The sequence below is a fragment of the Paenibacillus wuxiensis genome (assembly GCF_040195695.1).
GTDB lineage: Bacteria > Bacillota > Bacilli > Paenibacillales > Paenibacillaceae > Paenibacillus_B > Paenibacillus_B suaedae.
Genome location: NZ_JBEFZI010000007.1, coordinates 126,488 through 145,872, shown reverse-complemented (window position 1 = coordinate 145,872; position 19,385 = coordinate 126,488). Strand labels below are relative to the sequence as shown.

Here is a 19,385-nt window from a genome sequence, read left to right as displayed (position 1 = left end):
CCAAATGTTGTATCTCGTCAAATTGTATCACTTGATTCTCCATAGCTCAAGCAAAATGGAGGGCATATCGGAGTGGAGGAACCACCGCTCAGCTTGTCAAGATAGCTTCTGCTCTTCTTCCGCCTTGCGGCGCAAAGCCGTGAGCCGCTCTGCCATCGTATTTTTATAGAAAACCGCCTGCGTAAACGTTCCTTTGCCGACTAGATTGATTCGCGTCTCTGCTGTCACCTCGCACACCATGCGCTTCGCTCCCACCTCGACACATACAGCTCGAAACGTTACCTCCTGTCCGGCGACCGCAGGCCCTACATGCTTGATATCAAGAGCTAGCCCCGAAGCTTCTTCCTCTTCGTCCAAAAAAGAAACGATCATCTCTCGACCAGCCTTCTCCATATAGTAAATCATGGTGACGGTAGACATCACTTCGTGAATGGTCGTGCCGTCAAAAGCAGGATGCATATCCGGTGTAACAGTCACAGCAAAAGCTATTTCAGCGCCTGGAACCAATCCTTGCTTCACGTCGATTCCTCCTCGCCAAAAAAATCAACCATGCCCATTCAGGCTGCCGGCCTGGTCATATTCGCTCAATTATAGTGGCGATGCCTTGACCGACGCCGATGCACATCGCAGCCAAGCCGTAACGTACCTCTCGGCGCTCCATCTCATTGAGCAGTGTCGTTAATATCCGAGCCCCGCTGCACCCGAGCGGATGGCCAATCGCAATCGCCCCACCGTTCACATTCACCCGAACCGGGTCGATATTCAACTCCCGCATGCTGGCAATTGCCTGTGCAGCAAATGCTTCATTCAGCTCGAACAGATCAATGTCCTCAATACTCAGTCCAGCCTGCTGAAGTGCTTTGCGCGCGGCCGGCACGGGGCCGATTCCCATCACGGACGGATCGACGCCAGCAGATGCAGCAGCAACCACGCGGGCGCGTGGGCGAAGTCCGAGCGAATGTGCGGCCTCCTGTTCCATAATGAGCAGCGCCGCTGCCCCGTCGTTCAGTCCCGACGAGTTCCCGGCCGTCACAGTTCCGCCTTGCTTGAAGGCCGGCTTCAACTTCTGCAACTGCTCCAGCGTCGTCTCAGGACGAGGATGTTCATCCTGCTCGATCTTCATGATCTGGCCCTTGCGCCCGGTCACCTCCACCGGAACAAGCTCGGCTGCAAACTTCCCCGCTGCTTGGGCTTCAGCATACTTCCGTTGGCTGGAGAGTGCAAACTCATCCTGCTCCTCCCGGCTGACGCCGTATTGCTCCGCCACGTTCTCCGCTGTCTCCCCTAGACTGATGGGAGGATAGAGAGTGGCCAGCTTGTCATTGGTCATCCTCCAGCCCAAAGTCGTATCGTAGATCTGCTGGTGCCCACGCTGAAAAGCGGCCTCCGGCTTCATCATCACATAAGGTGCCCGCGTCATGCTCTCCGTCCCGGCCGCAATGTACATATGCCCCGCCCGTGCCATAATGGCATAGGCGCTTTGCAGAACGGCCTCCATACCAGATCCGCATAGGCGATTTACCGTCACGCCCGGCACCTCGACCGGCATTCCAGCCAGCAGCAGCGACATGCGCGCCACATTGCGGCAGTCCTCCCCCGCCTGATTCGCACAGCCGACAATAACGCCGTCTACCCGCTCCGGGGCGACCGGATTCCGCTCCAACAGGCTGCGAATAACGATCGCGCCAAGATCATCGGCGCGCACATCCTTGAGCGCTCCGCCGTAGCGTCCGATCGGCGTACGTATCGCATCAATAATTACGGGTGTTGCCATCTTGTTCCCCCCCAATATCATAGGAATAGAAGCCTTGGCCGCTGCGGGAGCCAAACCGGCCTGCCAACACGAGCTTGCGCAGAAGCGGAGCTGGGCGATACCGTTCTTCACCCAGATCGCGGTGGAGACCGCTCAGAACCGCCAGCACATCATCCAGCCCGATTCTGTCTGCCCATTCAAGTGGACCGTACGGATAACCGGTTCCCAGCTTCATAGCCGTATCGATATCCGTAGCGGAAGCCGTCCCTTCCATTAGAGTGAAGGCGGCTTCATTTACGATTAAGGCCAGAATGCGCGGGAAGACAAGTCCCGCCTCATCCTGCACAATGTCTACCTGTTTACTCAAAGAGTGGAACAGCTCCTCCACACTATGAAGGGTTTCCTTTGATGTCTGCAAGGCAGGAGCCACTTCAATCAACTCGCGTTCTTCCAGAGGTGCGAGCGTTCCGAAGCCGCATATTCGCTTCGGTTGAGATGCCCAGGATGCGATCTCAGTGGCAGAGAGAGCTAACGAGGTAGCCGCGATTGGTATTTCTGGCGGCAATAGCCGATCCATTTTCACGATATTCGCCTGTTTTTCAACCACATCATCATTGGTTACTTCCATACCGTATCGAACCGAGGAGAGGGCATCCCTGCACTCCTCCGACTCTGCCAAGGAAATAATCTGATATCCGCTTCGTTTCAGCAGCACATGAAGGCCTTCCCGCAGTGGGCCGTTCCCATCCAACAGGATTGTGTTATTGGTCATATGAATAAAACCCCTCTCCTGTCTTCCTGCCTAAGCTTCCTGCCTGGACCATGCGCTGCTGTATCCGGCTCGGCTTGAAGCGGCTCTCATGATTGAACCGGGTATAGACCGATTCCGTTGTCGCCAGATTCACGTCGAGACCAATTAGATCCTGCAGCTCGAACGGCCCCATTTTGAAACCGCCAGCCTGCTTCATAATGCGATCAATCTGCTCCGGTTTAGCCACTCGGTCGCTTATGATGCGCAGCGCTTCATTATAATAAGGTCGGGCGACGCGGTTGACGATAAATCCGGGCGAGTCCTCCGCCAACACAGGCACCTTGCCAAGTTCCTCCGCAAACCTGCGAGCTGTAGCGACGCAGGCATCTGCCGACTTGTGGCCGCGGATGACTTCTACGAGCGGCATAACCGGCGCAGGGTTGAAGAAATGAAAGCCTATGATGCGCTCCGGATGAGGCAAGCCTGCTGCAAGTTCCGTAATGGAAAGGGAAGACGTATTGCTCAGCAGCAGAGCATCACTGCTGCAAAGCTCTGTTAAGCGGGCGAACACAGAGCGCTTCAACTCCTGATTCTCGGGGATCGCCTCGATGACGATCGAGCATGAGCTTAATGCTGCCATGTCCTGCACTAACTCAATAAGATTATGTGTCGACCGTTTCTCTTCCGCCGAGATTTTCCCCTTCGCAACATCCTTCGACAGAACCGTACCAATATAGGTTTGCGCAGCTTCCAGCACCTCTGGCTTAATATCCTGCAATCGAACACGGCGACCCCGCCGAGCGCATACGAGCGCGATCCCCGCTCCCATCGTGCCAGCACCGATAATACCGACCATGCCGAGGCTTCCTCCGGAAACATAGTCTTCCATCGGCTATACCCCCTTGAACATAGGCGGCCGCTTCTCTAGAAAAGCCTGCATGCCTTCCCGGTGATCCTGCGTGCGTCCGGCAATCTCCTGGGCATATGCCTCCTGCTCCAGTGTCTCCGCCAGCCCCTTTTCCAGTCCCCGGTTCATTGTCTGCTTCATCAGCCAGATCGCCCGCGTCGGAAGCTGAGCTAGCTTGGCTGCAAGCTCAGCTGCTTCCTCGTCCAGCCGTTCGGCAGAGCATACGCGATTGACCAAGCCAATCCGATGCGCCTCCTTCGCCGTAACGCGATCCCGAATCGTGGCAATTTCTATCGCCTTGGCCAAGCCGACAAGGCGCGGCAGGAAGTAGCATCCCCCTGAGTCGGGAACAAGCCCTATATTAATGAATGCACTGACAAAATAAGCCCGCTCAGACATCACACGCATATCGCAAGCGAGGGCAAGGCTCATCCCGGCTCCTGCCGCTACGCCGTTCACAGCCGCGATAACCGGCAGCTCCGTGTTGCGAATTTGCATAATGAGCGGATTGTAGCGCGAACGCAGCATGTCGCCGTGGTTTGCAGCTCCGTCCTGCCCGGCTACCCCCTCACCGCCGACACCCGGCACATCGCCCAGATCCTGCCCTGCGTTGAATGCTTTACCCGCTCCGGTCAGGACGATACAGCGCGCCGCGGCATCTTTGCCAGCCTGACGGAACGCATCAATGATCTCGGCGATCATCTTCCCGGTGAAGGCGTTGTACTTATCCGGCCGATTCATCGTGATCCGGGCTACTCCTGCTGATACTTCGTACAGAATCGTCTCGTACACAGCCATGATTCCTCCTATCTGCCCTTGAATTGGGGACTTCGCTTCTCTTGAAAAGCAAGCATGCCTTCCTTCTGATCCTCGCTCGCGAACAACAGATGGAAACATTGCCGCTCAAAATCAAGCCCTTCGACCAGCGAAAGATCCTCCGCCTTGCGAACAGCCTGCTTAATAAGGGAAACAGCCAGTGGCGGCTGGTTGGCAATGCGCCGCGCAAGCTTCAGCGCTTCCTCCAAATAAAGCTCAACTGGAGTTACCTTGTTAATTAGGCCACAGCGAAGAGCCTCTTCCGCGAGCATCGTATCCCCGGTCAGCAGCAGTTCCATCGCCTTGCGCTGCCCCACTGCCCTGGTCAACCGCTGCGTTCCTCCAGCACCGGGCATAACACCAATGCGAATTTCCGGCTGCCCGAAGCGCGCCGTATCCGAGGCAACAATGAGATCACAGTTCATCATCAGCTCACAGCCTCCGCCGAGCACATATCCGCTCACAGCGGCGATGATCGGTTTAGTGATGCCGCCGATGCGATCCCAGACATCGAACTGTCGCTTCAACAGCAGCGAAACAGCGGATTCATCCGCCATTTCCCTAATATCCGCTCCTGCGGCGAAGGCCTGATCATTCCCTGTAATAACAAGCACCTTCACAGCATCGTCCCGATCCATTCGTTCCAGTTCAGCCACAAGCTCCTGCATCAGCTCGCGATTCAAAGCATTCAACACGTCAGGCCGATTCAGGGTAAGCACACCTACAGCGCCGTCCACCGACACGATCACATTCCTACTGCCCATCTTCGTCATCCCGCCCCCACTCCTTCACTTTCTTGAACGTCTGCCGCTCGCTTGCGGTTATCAACAATGCGTACTGCTTTTCCCTCGCTGCGCGCAATCGAATCCGGCTCATTCACATGCAGTAAAACAGAGACACCGAGCGAGCATTTGATCGCCTTGCCGATCTCCTTTACCAGTTCGGCAACCTCCTGGCTTTCCAGAACGCTGCCTACCCGATTCCAGAATTCCGGCGTAATCTCGCAATGAATCTCGAAGCGGTCAAGTGCATTGTCCCGCTCAATGACGACTTGATAATGGGGCGCAAGTTGGGAGAAGTTAAGCAGCACAGCCTCGAGCTCGGTTGGGTAAACGTTGACGCCGCGTATAATCAGCATGTCATCTACTCTTCCTTTAATCCGGGACATCCGCATCGTCGTGCGGCCGCATTTGCAGGTACCCGGGTGAAGCGAAGCGATATCGCCCGTCCTGTAGCGGATGACTGGGAATGCTTCCTTGGTCAGTGAAGTAAACACCAGCTCGCCTTCCTGCCCGTACGGCAGCGGTTCACCCGTCTGGCGATCGACCACTTCCGCCAGAAAATGATCTTCGGCAATATGCAGACCATCCTGCGCTTCCTGACACTCGATAGCGATACCTGGCCCAAGCACCTCACTCAATCCATAAATATCAATCGCCTTAATGCCAAGAGCATCCTCAAGATGGCGACGCATTTCCTCCGACCAAGGCTCCGCGCCAAAAATGCCGTACTCGATGCTCGTTGAACGCGTATCAATGCCCTGCTTGCGCATTTCCTCCACCAGATTCAAAATATAAGACGGTGTACCTGACAACCCGCGCGGCTTGAAATCCTGAATAAGCGTAATCTGGCGCGGTGTATTCCCTCCCGACACAGGCACAGCGACTGCGCCCAGACACTCGATGCCATAATGCAGGCCCAATCCGCCCGTGAACAAGCCATACCCATACGCGTTGTGGAAAATATCCCCGGGCCGACCGCCTGCGCAGCAAATGGCGCGCGCAACAATTTCCGCCCAAGCTTCAATATCCTGCTTCGTGTACCCCACAACGATCGGCTTGCCTCTCGTGCCGGATGAACCATGGATACGTACAACTTCGCTCATCTCGGTCGCGAACAATCCGAACGGATAATAATCGCGCAGATCTGATTTCTTCATGAACGGCAGGAGGCGGATATCATCCAAACTGCGAATGTCCTCCGGATCAAGGCCCGCCCGATCCAACGCGGCACGATGAAAAGGTACTCGGTCATATGCCCGCTTGACGGCGTGACGTAGTCTCTCCAGTTGAAGCGCTCGCATCCGTTCATGCGGCATCGTTTCCATTTCGACATTGAATATCACGCGCTACCCTCCTACTCCCCACGGAAGACAGGCTTTCGTTTGTCCGCAAAGGCTTCTAATGCCTCCGCCCGATCCTTCGTCGGGATAATCATCTCATAGGCTTGTGCCTCAACCTCTAGACCGGAATACAAACCAACATGGCTGCCCCGGTTTATGGCGTATTTGGCCTGATAGACCGCGAGCGGCGCATTAGATGCAATCTCATTCGCCAAATCAAGCGTCATTGCGTGGAGCTGCTCTGCGTCATCGGCTATTCCGTTCAGCAATCCGTATTGCAGCGCATCTTGGGCGTTCATTTTCCGCGCAGTCAGGATAAGCTCCTTCGCCCGCGTTGGCCCGATAAGCCGCGGCAGCCGCTGCGTTCCACCTGCACCGGGAATGATGCCCAGACTCACCTCGGTAAGTCCCATACGGGCATCCCGGACAGCTAAGCGCAAATCGCAGGCCAGCATTAATTCGAAACCGCCGCCGAACGCATATCCATTCACCGCTGCAATCGTCGGCTGCGGAAGCTCCTCCACGGCGGTGAATACATCCCGGATCGTACGCACGTTGCGTCTCACCTGTTGTTCATTCAGCGTGCGCCGTTCCTTTAGATCAGCCCCTGCGCTGAAGGCTCGGCCCGCGCCCGTCACGATGACGGCACGAATCTGATGACGATCCTCCCGGATTTCCACGACGATTTCTCCCAGGCGCACCAGCGTTTCATAATTGAGGGCATTTAAGTCGGCAGGCCGATTCAGCGTAATGACGGCAACATGACCGTGGCGATCCAGCTTCACTGACTGTACCGTCCCTTGCTCCTGGAGCGTACCCTGAACTTGTACCTGGTCTTTTACCTGGTCTTTTACCTGGTCTTTTACCTGGTCTTTTACCTGTTCATGTCCCTGTTTCAGATTTTTCTGATTCTGACCCTGTTCTTGATCCTGCACTGGTACCTCACTTTGCACCGACACCTTGCTCAGCCTCTGCTCCTGCATCTCCATCGATTCGTTCAGCCCCCTCTTTTCCGCTGATCCGTCTGCTCGACAACCTCCCACTGCTTTTACTCCATCGCCTTATTCCTGCTTCGTGGACGGCAATTCCGCGCCTTGTTCCCCTCGTTTTGGACTGACGCGCGCGTATGTCCCCAAAGCTACAGCGACAAGCTTCCCATCGCAGGTAATGCGCGCGTCCGTCACAATTAAATTGCGCCCCCGCTTCAGCACCCGAGACTCCGCAACGAGAAGTTCGCCGATGGCCGGAGACAAATAATTGATCTTGCTCTCCACGGTTACACACTGCTGCACCCCGTCAATCGGGGGTGCAGCCGCATGGCCCATGGCGGCGTCAGCCAACGTGTTCGTCACGCCGCCATGTACGAAGCCTTCGATGCTGTTATGAAGATCAGGATGGGTATGCAATTGCATAACACAGCCATCTTCATCCAGCCGAACGATCTCGATTCCAAGCAAATCATTAAACCGGTTGCGATGCGTCGGCTTGCTCACTCATGAACCTCCGCCATATGCATGGATACCACTTTGCCGGCAAATCCCATCAAATCCTTGCCGGACGCCTTGCCCTCAGCGGATGACAGGGCTGCCTTCAAGGCCTCTTTCGATTCAAAATACATCTCGCAAATCAGGTGCAGATCGCTATCCCCCATTGGCGTTCCATAAATCGTTCCCACTTCCATCTTCACGAGTCCAGGCATTTTTGCTGCCAATGGAGAATGGGTATTAAAATAATGCTCGTTGAACGCCTCGACATCCTCAGGCTTGCGGTAGATCGCGATTAATTTGACCATGAATAAATCCTCCCTTATCTCTCAATATTCATTCATTACATGTATCAAAACGATGATTACAACCCGAACGAAACAAATTTCGTTTCCAAAAATGCATCCATTCCGTAGCGTCCGCCCTCCAGGCCAAGTCCGCTTTCCTTCCAGCCTCCGAATGGCGCCTGAGTCTGTGTTGGTGAACCATCATTAATACCTACGATGCCGTATTCCAAAGCCTCCGCCAGACGGAAACAGCGGCTGCTGTCGCGCGTATAGGCATAGGCAGCCAAGCCATATGATGTGTCGTTCGCCATTTGGATAACATCCGTTTCATCCGTGAAGGTCATCATCGGCACAACTGGGCCGAATGTTTCCTCGGCAGCAATCTCCATTTCCTTAGTTACGCCCGTAATGACGGTCGGCTCGCAATAGAAGCCTTTGCCGTATTCCCCCTCCATCAAGCGCTTGCCGCCGAAAACAATTTTCCCGCCTTTGTCCTGTGCATCCTGAATATGGCGCAGCACTTTATCAAGCGCCCGTTGGTTGACGAGCGGGCCAATTTCCGTCTCTTTGCTGCGTCCGTCGCCGACCTTTGCCTTGCTCAGCCGCTCGATCAGCTTGGCGCTGAATTCCTCCGCCACAGACTCATGCACATACAGGCGGTTCGTACAGATGCACATTTGCCCCGAATTGCGGAACTTGCTCTCGAACAGCCCTGCAACCGCCGCGTCCAAGTCTGCATCCTCGAACACAATAAACGGCGCATGCCCACCCAATTCCAGACTGACCCGCTTCACGTGCTTGGCCGCCCCTTCCATCAACAGCTTGCCGACGCGCGTCGAGCCAGTGAAGGCAATTTTGCGAACCTTTGGATTGTCGAGAAGTTCCTGGCCCACCGTCTCCGGCTGGCCGATGACCAGATTAGCGACACCGGCTGGGAACCCGGCTTGTGCGATCAGCTCGAATAACTTAATTGCGCTTAGCGGCGTGCTCTCGGCTGGCTTCAAAACGACCGTGCACCCTGCGGCGAGTGCGGGCGCAATCTTCCGCGCGACCATATTAACCGGGAAGTTCCATGGTGTGATCGCTCCGACGACGCCGACCGGATGGCGGCTGACCATAATTCGCTTGTTCGGCACAGAGGACGGAACCGTCTCGCCATACACCCGCTTCGCTTCCTCTGCATACCACATGAAGTTGTCGGCAGCTCCCAGCACCTCGCCCTTGGCCTCCCGCAGCGGCTTGCCCATCTCGGCCGAGATAATGCTCGCCAATTCATCACGATGGCTGCGCACCAATTCATATAATTGGTACAAATATTTTGAGCGCTCACGGGCAGTCAAGCGGGACCAGCTTGGAAATGCCAGATGGGCCGCATCGATGGCCGCTCTGGCGTCCAAATGGTCACCGTAGCTTACCGTCCCTACCTCTTCACCGGTTGCCGGATTAACAACGCGGAGCGTACCGCCGCCTTGCGCTTGCGTCCATTCTCCGTTGATAAACATCGACTTCAATTCAACAGTTTGCATGCTTTTTTCCATCGTTATCGGATACCCTCCCTCTTCCTCTGCAGCTTATTCCGCTCCAAAGGCGGCGCAAATGTGCGCAATAGTGTTTCTTGCCTTTCATGACGTTGCCTTTAAAATAACTTGATCAACCCTTACAGAACCTTGTAATACCACACAAAAAACGCAGTGCAACAAACCAAACGTCTAACAACATCACATTCCCGCTAAACTACAGGCATCAATCCTTAAAATCTTAAAGCCTTAGAGCACTAGAGATTAAGCATTAAGCATTAAATACTAAGCACTAGAGCATTAAAGGCATTACGAACCATACAAGCCCAATCCCAGTCTCACAACACTTTCAAAGCTTCGAACGGATTTTTGCAGTGCCTGCAATATAAAATGCTGCGGCAAGCCGCCGGACCGAACATATTGTCCATGCGTGTGTACGGAGAATCGCAGTAGGGGCACCGCACCTTCCACTCTTCGCCCGGCGTACAACCGCGCGGCGGTGCAACAATGCCGAATGAACGCAGCTTCTCCCGGCCTTCGTCGCTAATCCGATCCGAGATCCAGGCTGGTTCCCGCAGGAAGTGGACGTTCGCCTCGCGCACTTCCTCGATGGAAAGCAGCTTCTCCTGAATTTCGCTCCTCATCAATTCCAGAGCAGGACAGCCAATGAAGGTCGGCAGTACCTCCACCTCAACCACGCTCTCGTCTACAACTACCCTGTGAATCATCCCCATCTCGATCATGCTGATGACGGGGATTTCTGGATCCTTGACCTCCTGCAGCAGTGCCCAAATTCGTTCCTCAAGCCCCGTTGGCATCTGTCGCATAATCTGTGTCACGATGAACCGCCTCCTTTACCAGCTGGCCGCCGGGTCAATCCGGTACACCTCCGACAAGATGCCGACGACTTGCGTCAAATCGTCGGTATGCTGCCCGTCGCGTCCAGTCCTGACAGGAGTATTCCAGTCTCCTGGCCATGCGAGCCCACTCGCTTCGAACAAGCTCTGCGCCGATGTCTTCCAGCGCCGTGCCAATTCATCGCCACCTATGCTCAGACCGAAGCGTACGATCGCCTCCTCCTCGCTGCCTAGCGGGAACAGGCTTCCAATATCGCTCCACGCCTGGGCTACAGCCGCAATCAATCGGGAACGCGCCTCGTTCGTGCCGCCCGCCAGCCGCGTGAACCAGGAGCGCCAATACCGGCTGTGATACTGATGCTCGCGCAGCATTTTGCTGGCCTCCTGCCTTAGCGGCACATACGAGGAATGGGTCAGCACTTCCAGCCGGATTTCCTTGAATAGGCCGTATAGGCTGCAGCGGGCAATCGCGAACGCCCAGTCGTAATGCGGCTCATTCGCATACTCGCCTGATCCGTTTGGTCGCTCGAGCAGTATGGCATTGCGGAACGCCTCAGGGCTGCGCAAATGCGCCAGGTCATCCGCCTTGCCAGCTCCCAATTCCTCCAGCATCTCGTATAGCATCGCTGCATGCCCCATCATGTCCTGCGCCATCGAGGAGAAAGCGACATCTTCTTCGATGTGAGGCGCCAGCCCAAGCCATTCCGATCCCCGGTATGCCAAAATATAGTCATCGTCTGCAATCTGCAGCAAAAGCTCCTGCAGCGCCCGAGTATAATCCGGGCGGCGCTTGGCCTCTTCCGCAGCCGCTACTTCGATATGCTCCGACATTTCACCCCTCCTTCTGTGCTGCGATATCCACCTTGCCCTCATACTCTTCCTTGTGGCGCCGCCACCTCGATTGGATGTCGCCATATCCCTTTGTTTCGCGGTAGCTTTTGTTGTCCAGCCGTTCGAGGCTCTCGCGTTCCTCCGGTGTCAGTCCGTGAATATCATTGCGGTTCACAACCCAGATGTTGATGCAGGGCTCGCGGCGCATGAAGTTCTCCCGCGCCATCAGGAGCGCGGCTTCCGGGTTAGGCGCCAACAAGCTGAACTGGTGCACGAAGCCGGCAGACGGGCTCTTTTGGCTGAATACCTCATAGACGGCAAATTTCTCTTTCCGTTCGCTGCTCATATCGCCCCTCCTCCAGCCGCATAGGATGTACGGGGCGGAGGCGCCACCATCGCTTCCCGCACCCATTCCGCCTCTTCGTAGGACGTTTTCCGCAGCCGCAGCCGCTGTACTGAGCAAGGCCCGTTTCCACGCACAATTTGTACAAAGAGATCCCAATCGGGCTGCTGGTAATGCCAGACGCCCTCCGCTTCGTCGTAACGAATCGTGTCGTCCGGAAGCGTCAAGCCCAAATGATAAATCCGGTTCACATATTTATGGAAAAAGGCCTGCCGCAGCTCCTCGTTCGTCTGCGTGCGAATCTTGTAACGTATGTTCATCTGCTGGTTACTGGACACGGTTCCGCCTTCTGGCGGGCCAAAGAACATCAGCAAGGAAGGCCACCAGCGGTTTACGGCCTCCTGCAGCATCCGGCGCTGCGCCGGCGTTCCTTCGGCTAGCCCCAATACAATGCTTTCACCGTGCTGGGCATGGAATTTCTCTTCCGCGCATATGCGCTGGAGCGCGCGGGCATATGGCGCGTAGGATGTCTCGAGCGACATAGACTGGGTAATGATCGCGGCGCCGTCGACGAGCCAGGCGATGACGCCTGCATCGGCCCATGTGGGCGCCTCCATATGGAACACGTTGTGGAATTTCAGCTTTCCCGAGAACAGATTGCGCAGCAGATCCTCGCGGGTCTGACCAAGCGGCGCCATTAAATCCTCCGCGACCCGCAGCAGCAGCTGTCCATGTCCCATCTCATCCTGCACCTTGGCCATAATCGCCAGTTTGCGGCGCAACGTCGGCGCTTTCGGAACCCATTCCTTCTCCGGCAGCGCCCCCATTATTTCACTAACGCCATGCATCGATATCAGCTTAATTAACTGGTTGCGGTAATCGTCTGGCATCCAATCGTCCGCTTCAATCTTGTCGCCCCGGTCAATTCGGTTCAGAAAATGCGCCAAACGCTCGTCGTCCAGCGATCCATCCTGGCCCTTCCGATTACTCATCTTCCAGCCTCCTCTCGTTCACAATGTGTATGGCATGCCCCAAAGCGGCGGCGGCGGCTTCCAGCCAGCCTTCACTGAGCGTCGGGTGCGGATGCACCGTCATAGCCACATCCTCCGCTCTCGCAGCCATTTCGAGGGCGAGGACGCCCTGACCAATCAAGCTCCCAGCATCTGCTCCCACCGCATGCATGCCCAGCAGCAAACTGGAATCCTCTTCGATGACTACTTCCGCAAAACCGTCTGTCTTCCCGGCCGCCAATGCGTATCCGTTGGCACGGAAAGGGAAGCGGCCCGTCTTCACCTTCATGCCCTGCCGCTCGGCTTCCGCCCGCGTCAATCCCACTCCAGCAATTTGCGGGTCAGAAAAAATAACGTACGGGACATACGGCGAGTCGAAAGCACTCGGCAATCCGCCGATCACCTCCGCGGCGACCGTACCCTGCCTCGCGGCGCGATGAGCAAGAGCAGGCCCTGGCGTAATATCACCGATGGCGAAAATGTGGCGCACATTGGTTCGACATTCCGCATCGACCGGAACATAGCCGCGCTCATCTATACGTACCCCAGCCTGACTGAGACCGAGTCCTTCTGTGTTCGGCATGCGTCCGACCGTCACAAGTACCTTGTCGCAGAGGACGCTCTCCTCCCCTTGCTGGCTCGATTCGAGTCGCAGCTCGACATCATCGTCATGCTCCATAATCGCGCGCACTTCCGTGCCCGTCTTGATAACCATCCCTAGCTTGCCGGCGCGCCGCTTCACTTCCGCAGCGAGGCTGCCTTCCACAAGCGGGAGAATTCGCTCCTCGCGCTCAATAAGTGTGACGCGGCTTCCAAGTTTGGCGAATGCCATGCCCAATTCGATGCCAATATAGCCGCTCCCGATAATGACTAAATGCTCCGGTATACTGTCCGATTCCAGTGCCCCCGTGGAAGTGAGGATGCGGGAACCACCTGCCGCAGCGAATGCTGGGAGATGCGGCCGCGATCCTGTCGCGATAACCGCCTGCTTGAACTTGTAGGTCTCGAAGCCGGATTCCGTCTCTACCCCGACGCGGTCATCGGACAGGAAGAGTGCGCTCCCTTTCACGACCGTAACCCCGTTAGCGGCGCAGAGCTGCGCCACTCCGCTTCCCAGCCTGCCGACAATTCCGGACTTCCACAACTGCCAATCGGACATATTGAAGGAAAGAGCCCCAGGCTCCATCCGCAGTCCCAGCTTGGAAGCCGATCTGGCTTCGTCATACAATCCGGCCGCATGAATCAGCGCCTTGGACGGAATGCAGCCCGAATGAAGACAAACACCGCCGAGCTCCTCTTTTTCCACCAACACGACCGATTTGCCCAACTGACCCAGCCGGATCGCTGATGTATAGCCGCCGGGCCCGCCGCCAATGACAACAACATCCGTTTCTACAGCAATTTCACCGACGACCATCTATACCATCTCCGCCCATAATAAGTCGGGCTGCTCTAGCAGCCGCTTGATCCGATTCGTGAATCGAATCGCCTCCGCCCCATCGATAAGCCGATGGTCGAAGGAAAGCGCCATATTCATCATGAGGCGTATGACACCTTCCCCATTGCGAACGACCATGCGCGGCTCCATTTTGTGCAGCGCCAGGATGGCCGCCTCCGGATGGTTAATGATCGGCGTTGCGAGCAGGCTGCCGATCGGGCCGACGTTGCTAATCGTGAAGGTACCGCCGGTAATGTCCGCAAGCTTCAGCTTTCCTTCCCGCGCCCGCTCCGACAACCGCCCAATTTCTTCTGCCAGCTCAAATATTGTCTTCCGATCGGCGTCTCGGATAACCGGAACGATTAGACCGTCTGGTGTATCGGTCGCAATCCCGATGTGATAATAGCGCTTCAACACAATTTCCTTCGTCTCGTCATCAAGCGAAGCGTTGAAGAATGGGAACTCCTTAAGCGCAATGACAATTGCCTTGATGAAAAACGGCAAGTATGTCAACTTCACCTTCCGTTCGGCCGCCAGCGGCCGAAGCCGCTCACGCAGCGCCTGCAGGGCATCGGCTTCCAGTTCATCCACCTGCGTGACATGCGGGATGATGGTCACTGCCTTAACCAGCCTTTCGGCGATCCTCAAGCGAACGCCGCGCAACGGAAGCCGCTCCTCGGCGCAAGAAGTCGATGCGGCCCCATGCAACCCGGCAGCGGCAGTCTGCGGCCGGACAGCGGAAGCCGTCCGCTCCAGCGCAGGCTGAAACGCATTTTCCCATATTAGGTCTGCCCCTGCCCTTTCCGCTTCCTTAGTCGTGCCCGCAACAGCATAGCGCCGTACGTCCTCTTCGGATATCCGTCCGGCGGCTCCGCTTCCCTTCACCTGCTCGATGTCGACATTCAACTGCCTCGCAAGCTGGCGAACATAGGGAGCTGCGCGCACTCTTCCCACAGGTAATTCAGCAGACACCGACGGCGATGTCGCTGCAGACAATGGCAAGGCCACTGCTGGTGATGGCGAAGGAGCGTTGACAACCGCTGCTACTGAAGCCGCCTGTTCCGCCTTGCCCGCTTCCATCGCAGGAATGCGCCCCTCCGCTTCGAGAAGGAACAATACCTCGCCTACTCGAACTCCAGCACCCTCGGCGAACATCAGCTTGCGCACTACGCCGGCCGCCGGAGCGGTCAGCTCGGCGTTCACTTTGTCCGTCTGCACCTCGACGATCGGCTGATCGCAGGCCACCCATTCCCCTTCCTTAATGAGCCATTTTCCGATCTCCCCTTCGTGGATGCCTTCTCCTACGTCGGGAAGCTTGAACTCTATCATTCGCGTTCCTCCTCCTGAACGGTCAGAACTGTATCGCTGCAGCGATTCCTTCTCTTACCCGCCCGACCGTCGGAACATAGACATCCTCGAGCGAGAACTGCGGAACTGGCACATCAAAGCCAGTAATTCGCTGAATCGGAGCCCGCAAATACATCAGCGCTTCGTCATTGATCAGCGAAACAATTTCTGCTCCGACGCCGGCCGTTTTCTGCGCCTCATGAACAATTATCGCGCGGCCTGTTTTCTTCACGGATGCGGCAATTGCATCCCGATCAAGCGGATACAACGAGCGGAGATCGATGACCTCACAAGACCAGCCCTTCTCCTGCTCCAGCTGCCGCGCCGCTTCAAGCGCCACCCGCATCATGGCCCCCCATGAAATCAGCGTCACATCTGTGCCTTCCCGGACAATGTTCGCCTTCCCTAGCGGAATGCGGTACATCTCTTCCGGCACTTCTGCCTTGAAGGCTCGGTAAATCCTTGCCGGTTCCAAAAATACGACCGGATCGGGATCCTCAATGGCGCTAACAAGCAAACCCTTGGCATCGTAAGGATTGCTCGGTACGACCACCTTAAGCCCGGGCGTATGAACGAAGAATGCTTCCACACTCTCCGAATGAAGCTCTGGCCCTCTAATTCCCGCGCCGTAAGGCGTGCGAATAACAAGAGGGACATTGTACTGTCCCCGCGTCCGATACCGCATGCGGGCCGCATGTGTGACGATCTGCTCGAAGCCGGGATAAATGAAGGCCAAAAACTGAATTTCAACGACTGGAAAGAAACCATTCAGCGCCAGCCCGATTGCCGAGCCAATAATGCCGGCTTCAGCCAGCGGCGTATCCACAACCCGCTCCTGGCCGTACTTCTCGAATAGTCCTTCCGTTGCTCGAAACACACCGCCGTTGACGCCAATGTCTTCCCCTGTCAGCATGACGCGCTGATCGTCCGCCAGCTTCTGATCAAGTGCTTCATTAATCGCTTGCAAGATCGTTACGTTCCGGCTCATGCTTCACCCTGCCTTTCCGCACACAGGCCGCTCTGTTCCCGCTGCTCAGCCACAGGCCACAGCATGTCAGCGTTTACGTGCATGAACATATCCTCAGGCTGGGAATTCGGATAGCTCTCCGCCTCTGCAACCGCGGCCTCGATAAGGCCGCTGATCCGATCCACAAGACGCTCCTCATGCTCCTGGCCCCAAATTCCCCTCTTCACGAGATACCGCTTCAAGCGCTCTATTGGATCGCGCTGCTCCCTCCACTCGGCAGAGAGCCGGGCTTGATCCCGATATTTGCGCGGATCGTCGCTGGTCGTATGCGGCCCGTAACGGAACGTGACTGCCTCGATAAGCGTCGGTCCGCCGCCGTTCAAGCCGCGTTCAATCGCTTCGCGTACGGTCAGCCAGACTGCGAACACATCGTTACCATCCACTCGAACACCCGGCATATCGTAAGCAGCCGCGCGCTGGGCGATCGTTCGGGAAGCGGACTGCGCATGGAACGGCACGCTGATGGCGTAGCCGTTATTCTGGCAGAAGAATACAGTAGCCGTCTGATATACCCCGGCAAAATTCAAGGCCTCATGGAAATCTCCCTCCGAGGTTGCCCCTTCGCCGAAGTACACGATGCTCGCCTGCTTCTCACCCTTCAGCTTAGCGGCCCACGATGTGCCTACGGCATGCGTCAAATGCGTGGCTATCGGCACGCATGGCGGCATAATATGGCGGCCTTCCGGACTGATCGAGCCTTCCATATGGCCCATCCAATAAAGCAGCACCCTGCTGAGCGCCTGCCCATGCGTAATTGCAGCAGCATGATCGCGATAGCTGGGAAACAACCAATCATTGGGGGACAGTGCCAGTGCACTCCCGACCTGCGAGGCTTCCTGCCCCTCATAAGGGGCGTACGTGCCCATTCGGCCCTGCCTTTGCAGGTTGACCGCCTTCCGATCGAACATTCTTGTCAGCATCATGTTCTCGTACATTTTTATTGCCAGATCCTCGTCAATGGCTCCCTCGGTAGGGTGGCGAAGCTCTCCGTCCGGCGCCAGCACCTGATAGGGTTCAAGCACTTGATACGGCTCAAGCAGCCCGCGCATATCTTCATGCCGCATTCTCTTTCCTGCCTTCTCTATAACTGGCGAGGCAGACGGATGCCCCTGACTTTGAATCATCAATACCGCTCCCTTTCCCTTTTTTGCTATCCCAACAGCAAGCGGTCATCCGCGACTCCCTTCAACTGGGAGAATTTTTTCAACAATACCTCAATCGTCAAATGCTTCTTTTCCTCCTCCGGCACATCCAAAATAATCTGGCCTGCGTCCATCATAATCAGGCGGTTGCCGAGCTCGATGGCTTGCTGCATATTGTGCGTCACCATCAGCGTCGTGAAGTTGGAACGCTCGACGACCTCCTTCGTTAGCGCTGTAATCAATTGCGCCCGTGCTGGGTCGAGCGCAGCCGTATGCTCATCCAGCAGCAGCACCTTCGGCTGCGTGAAGGTCGCCATCAGCAGGCTAAGCGCCTGCCGCTCTCCGCCTGACAGCAGTCCGGCCTTAGCTGACAGCCGATTCTCGAGCCCTAGGTGCAGCGAGGCAAGGCTCTCGCGGAACAGATCCTTTCGCTTCTTGTTCACACCCCGGTGCAGGGTGCGTCCTTTGTCACGCGAGTAAGCAACCGCGAGATTCTCCTCAATCGTCATCGTCGGCGCCGTGCCGGCCATCGGGTCTTGGAACACGCGTCCAATCTTGCGCGAGCGCTCGAATTCAGAGAGGCTGGTAACATTCTCGCCGTCAATTTCAATGATGCCGCTATCTGGAGTCATACCGCCCGAGATTATATTCATCAGCGTGGACTTGCCTGCCCCATTAGAGCCGATAATCGTTATGAATTCACCCTCGCGAAGCGTCAAATTTATATGTTGCAGAGCAATTTTCTCGCTCGCCGTCCTGCGGTTGAACACTTTTCGAATCCCCTCAAGTTTCAGCATGACTTTCCCCCCTTGCTCCGTGGTCGATGGACAGGTGTGGAGCATCTTCTTGAAAGGATCTCATCCGCCTTTCTTTCCATGTTGTTAGAACCCGTGACATGACAAGGGCGGCGACCACAATGACAGCGGTTAGCAGCTTCAGGTCATTCGGATTCAACCCGATGCGGAGTGCCAGCATAATAATGAGACGATAGACAATAGCTCCTCCGATTACGGCGAAGGTTGCCCGCCGAATGGAAGCATGACCGAACACGGCTTCCCCCATAATGACGGAGGCCAAACCGATGATGATAATGCCGATTCCCATTGAGACATCCGCAAACTCCTGATATTGGGCGATAAGCGCGCCGGATAGCGCTACCAAGCCATTAGACAGGCTCAGCCCGATAATTTTCATATTGTCGGTGTTCGCAGAGAGGCTGCGGATCATTTTCGTATTGTCGCCGGTGGCCCGAATCGCGAGGCCAATCTCTGTATCCAAAAACCAGTCAATGGCCCATTTGATGAGCAGAACGAATATCCCTACGGCTGCCAAAATCGCAAGCGGCTGCAGACTGGACAAGAAGGATTTGAGCTGTGTGAATAGAGTGCTTTCCCCCAGCAGCGGTGTATTCGCCTTGCCCATAATTCGCAAATTGATCGAATATAAAGCAATCATCGAAATAATACCGGACAGCAGCGTATTGATTTTCCCTTTCGTATGGAGCAGTCCGGTCACGGTTCCTGCCACACATCCTGCCAGCAGCGCCCCCAATGTAGCGAGCAGCGGGGAATAGCCGGATGTAATCATGACTGCTGCCACGGCTCCTCCAGTGGCAAAGCTGCCATCTACGGTCAAATCGGGAAAGTCGAGAATTCGAAACGTTACGTAAACGCCCAGAGCCATTAACGCGTAAATGACCCCTGCTTCCAAAGAACCTGTCAGCGCATATAGCACGATAGCATCCTCCTAATTT

The 19,385-nt window shown here is 56.0% G+C and carries 21 protein-coding genes; all 21 read right to left on the bottom strand.

Going from position 1 to position 19,385, the window contains the following annotated elements; all coding sequences use genetic code 11:
* Positions 1-96: 96 nt before the first annotated feature.
* On the bottom strand, positions 97-519 hold the full coding sequence (locus ABN764_RS17145) for a thioesterase family protein (RefSeq protein WP_174809161.1): 423 nt from the start codon (positions 517-519) through the stop codon (positions 97-99).
* Positions 520-574: 55 nt separating this feature from the next.
* Positions 575-1,774, bottom strand: coding sequence for a thiolase family protein (locus tag ABN764_RS17140; RefSeq protein ID WP_446672603.1), 1,200 nt, complete (start codon positions 1,772-1,774; stop codon positions 575-577).
* Complete coding sequence (locus ABN764_RS17135) at positions 1,752-2,525, bottom strand: 3-hydroxyacyl-CoA dehydrogenase family protein (protein WP_174810975.1); 774 nt, start codon at positions 2,523-2,525, stop codon at positions 1,752-1,754. Before ABN764_RS17135 ends, ABN764_RS17140 begins: the two co-directional genes overlap by 23 nt.
* The gene (locus ABN764_RS17130; RefSeq protein ID WP_174810974.1) at positions 2,515-3,393 is read right to left on the bottom strand and encodes a 3-hydroxyacyl-CoA dehydrogenase family protein; all 879 of its coding nucleotides are present in this window, start codon (positions 3,391-3,393) and stop codon (positions 2,515-2,517) included. Before ABN764_RS17130 ends, ABN764_RS17135 begins: the two co-directional genes overlap by 11 nt.
* Before the next feature lie 3 nt (positions 3,394-3,396).
* Positions 3,397-4,203 carry an enoyl-CoA hydratase-related protein gene (locus ABN764_RS17125; RefSeq protein ID WP_072730487.1) on the bottom strand — a complete coding sequence of 269 codons (807 nt, stop codon included), beginning with the start codon at positions 4,201-4,203 and terminating at the stop codon, positions 3,397-3,399.
* 14 nt (positions 4,204-4,217) lie between these two features.
* Positions 4,218-5,000 carry an enoyl-CoA hydratase-related protein gene (locus ABN764_RS17120; RefSeq protein WP_174810973.1) on the bottom strand — a complete coding sequence of 261 codons (783 nt, stop codon included), beginning with the start codon at positions 4,998-5,000 and terminating at the stop codon, positions 4,218-4,220.
* Positions 4,997-6,352: a phenylacetate--CoA ligase family protein gene (locus tag ABN764_RS17115; RefSeq protein WP_446672602.1), complete on the bottom strand. Its 1,356-nt coding sequence runs from the start codon at positions 6,350-6,352 to the stop codon at positions 4,997-4,999. The genes ABN764_RS17120 and ABN764_RS17115 overlap by 4 nt, the downstream gene beginning before the upstream one ends.
* Positions 6,353-6,363: 11 nt before the next feature.
* Positions 6,364-7,338, bottom strand: coding sequence for an enoyl-CoA hydratase-related protein (locus ABN764_RS17110; RefSeq protein WP_446672724.1), 975 nt, complete (start codon positions 7,336-7,338; stop codon positions 6,364-6,366).
* Between the two features lie 72 nt (positions 7,339-7,410).
* Positions 7,411-7,842 carry a PaaI family thioesterase gene (locus tag ABN764_RS17105; RefSeq protein ID WP_021256935.1) on the bottom strand — a complete coding sequence of 144 codons (432 nt, stop codon included), beginning with the start codon at positions 7,840-7,842 and terminating at the stop codon, positions 7,411-7,413.
* A complete protein-coding gene (locus tag ABN764_RS17100) occupies positions 7,839-8,141 on the bottom strand; it encodes an EthD family reductase (protein WP_021256936.1) in 303 nt (100 codons plus the stop codon). Before ABN764_RS17100 ends, ABN764_RS17105 begins: the two co-directional genes overlap by 4 nt.
* 56 nt (positions 8,142-8,197) lie before the next feature.
* Complete coding sequence (locus ABN764_RS17095; protein WP_021256937.1) at positions 8,198-9,658, bottom strand: NAD-dependent succinate-semialdehyde dehydrogenase; 1,461 nt, start codon at positions 9,656-9,658, stop codon at positions 8,198-8,200.
* A 317-nt stretch (positions 9,659-9,975) separates the two neighbouring features.
* Entirely contained in the window at positions 9,976-10,476 is a 501-nt protein-coding gene (gene paaD, locus ABN764_RS17090) for a 1,2-phenylacetyl-CoA epoxidase subunit PaaD (protein WP_394358388.1), read from the bottom strand.
* A 15-nt stretch (positions 10,477-10,491) separates the two neighbouring features.
* Positions 10,492-11,325: a 1,2-phenylacetyl-CoA epoxidase subunit PaaC gene (gene paaC, locus ABN764_RS17085; protein WP_446672601.1), complete on the bottom strand. Its 834-nt coding sequence runs from the start codon at positions 11,323-11,325 to the stop codon at positions 10,492-10,494.
* Between the two features lies 1 nt (position 11,326).
* Positions 11,327-11,671, bottom strand: coding sequence for a 1,2-phenylacetyl-CoA epoxidase subunit PaaB (gene paaB / locus ABN764_RS17080; RefSeq protein ID WP_268625906.1), 345 nt, complete (start codon positions 11,669-11,671; stop codon positions 11,327-11,329).
* Positions 11,668-12,660: a 1,2-phenylacetyl-CoA epoxidase subunit PaaA gene (paaA, locus tag ABN764_RS17075; protein ID WP_446672600.1), complete on the bottom strand. Its 993-nt coding sequence runs from the start codon at positions 12,658-12,660 to the stop codon at positions 11,668-11,670. The genes paaB and paaA overlap by 4 nt, the downstream gene beginning before the upstream one ends.
* The gene (lpdA, locus tag ABN764_RS17070) at positions 12,653-14,095 is read right to left on the bottom strand and encodes a dihydrolipoyl dehydrogenase (protein WP_446672599.1); all 1,443 of its coding nucleotides are present in this window, start codon (positions 14,093-14,095) and stop codon (positions 12,653-12,655) included. Before lpdA ends, paaA begins: the two co-directional genes overlap by 8 nt.
* Positions 14,096-15,445 (bottom strand): dihydrolipoamide acetyltransferase family protein, encoded by a 1,350-nt coding sequence (locus ABN764_RS17065; RefSeq protein ID WP_446672598.1) that lies wholly within the window; start codon positions 15,443-15,445, stop codon positions 14,096-14,098.
* 22 nt (positions 15,446-15,467) lie between these two features.
* Entirely contained in the window at positions 15,468-16,451 is a 984-nt protein-coding gene (locus tag ABN764_RS17060) for an alpha-ketoacid dehydrogenase subunit beta (RefSeq protein WP_446672597.1), read from the bottom strand.
* Positions 16,448-17,554: a pyruvate dehydrogenase (acetyl-transferring) E1 component subunit alpha gene (gene pdhA, locus ABN764_RS17055; RefSeq protein ID WP_394358396.1), complete on the bottom strand. Its 1,107-nt coding sequence runs from the start codon at positions 17,552-17,554 to the stop codon at positions 16,448-16,450. Before pdhA ends, ABN764_RS17060 begins: the two co-directional genes overlap by 4 nt.
* A gap of 86 nt (positions 17,555-17,640) precedes the next feature.
* Positions 17,641-18,429: an ABC transporter ATP-binding protein gene (locus ABN764_RS17050; protein ID WP_446672596.1), complete on the bottom strand. Its 789-nt coding sequence runs from the start codon at positions 18,427-18,429 to the stop codon at positions 17,641-17,643.
* Complete coding sequence (locus ABN764_RS17045; protein WP_446672595.1) at positions 18,416-19,366, bottom strand: ABC transporter permease; 951 nt, start codon at positions 19,364-19,366, stop codon at positions 18,416-18,418. Before ABN764_RS17045 ends, ABN764_RS17050 begins: the two co-directional genes overlap by 14 nt.
* Between the last annotated feature and the right edge of the window lie 19 nt (positions 19,367-19,385).